The organism is Micromonospora sp. BS32 (assembly GCF_059089345.1).
In genome coordinates this window covers 1-386 of record NZ_JBSSHR010000166.1, presented here as the reverse complement: position 1 = coordinate 386, position 386 = coordinate 1, and the positions used below count along the sequence as shown (strand labels likewise).

Sequence of the window (386 nt, the reverse complement as noted above, 5' to 3'; positions counted from 1 at the left end):
GGAGTGGTTAAGAGTAATGCAGTGGAGCCCCGGGATGTCCTCGTCCATCAGTCGCCGACACATCTCGGTGGTGAACTCGATGCCGATCTTCCGCACCTCCGCCGGGTCGTCCTGCACCGCGAGGATGCGTTCGGCCAGGTCGGGCGGGAAGGGCGCGTTGCCGAGCTGCGAGAACCGCTCGATCTGCCGGACGTTCGTGACGGGCATCACCTCGGGGATGATCGGCACCGTGCAGCCCGCGCTGTCCACCCGGTCGCGCAGCCGCAGGTAGGCGTCCGGGTCGAAGAACATCTGGGTGATCGCGAAGTCCGCGCCCGCGCGGCACTTGTCGAGGAAGTGCCGGGTGTCCTCCGCCGGGTCCGTCGAGCGCGGGTGCATCTCAGTGA

Annotated in this window: 1 protein-coding gene; it reads right to left on the bottom strand. The window is 67.6% G+C overall.

Annotated features, from left to right (window positions below; all coding sequences use genetic code 11):
- Positions 1–386, bottom strand: a 386-nt coding sequence (locus AC5RWQ_RS30740) for a methylenetetrahydrofolate reductase (protein WP_494286090.1), incomplete at both ends; no start/stop codon positions are given.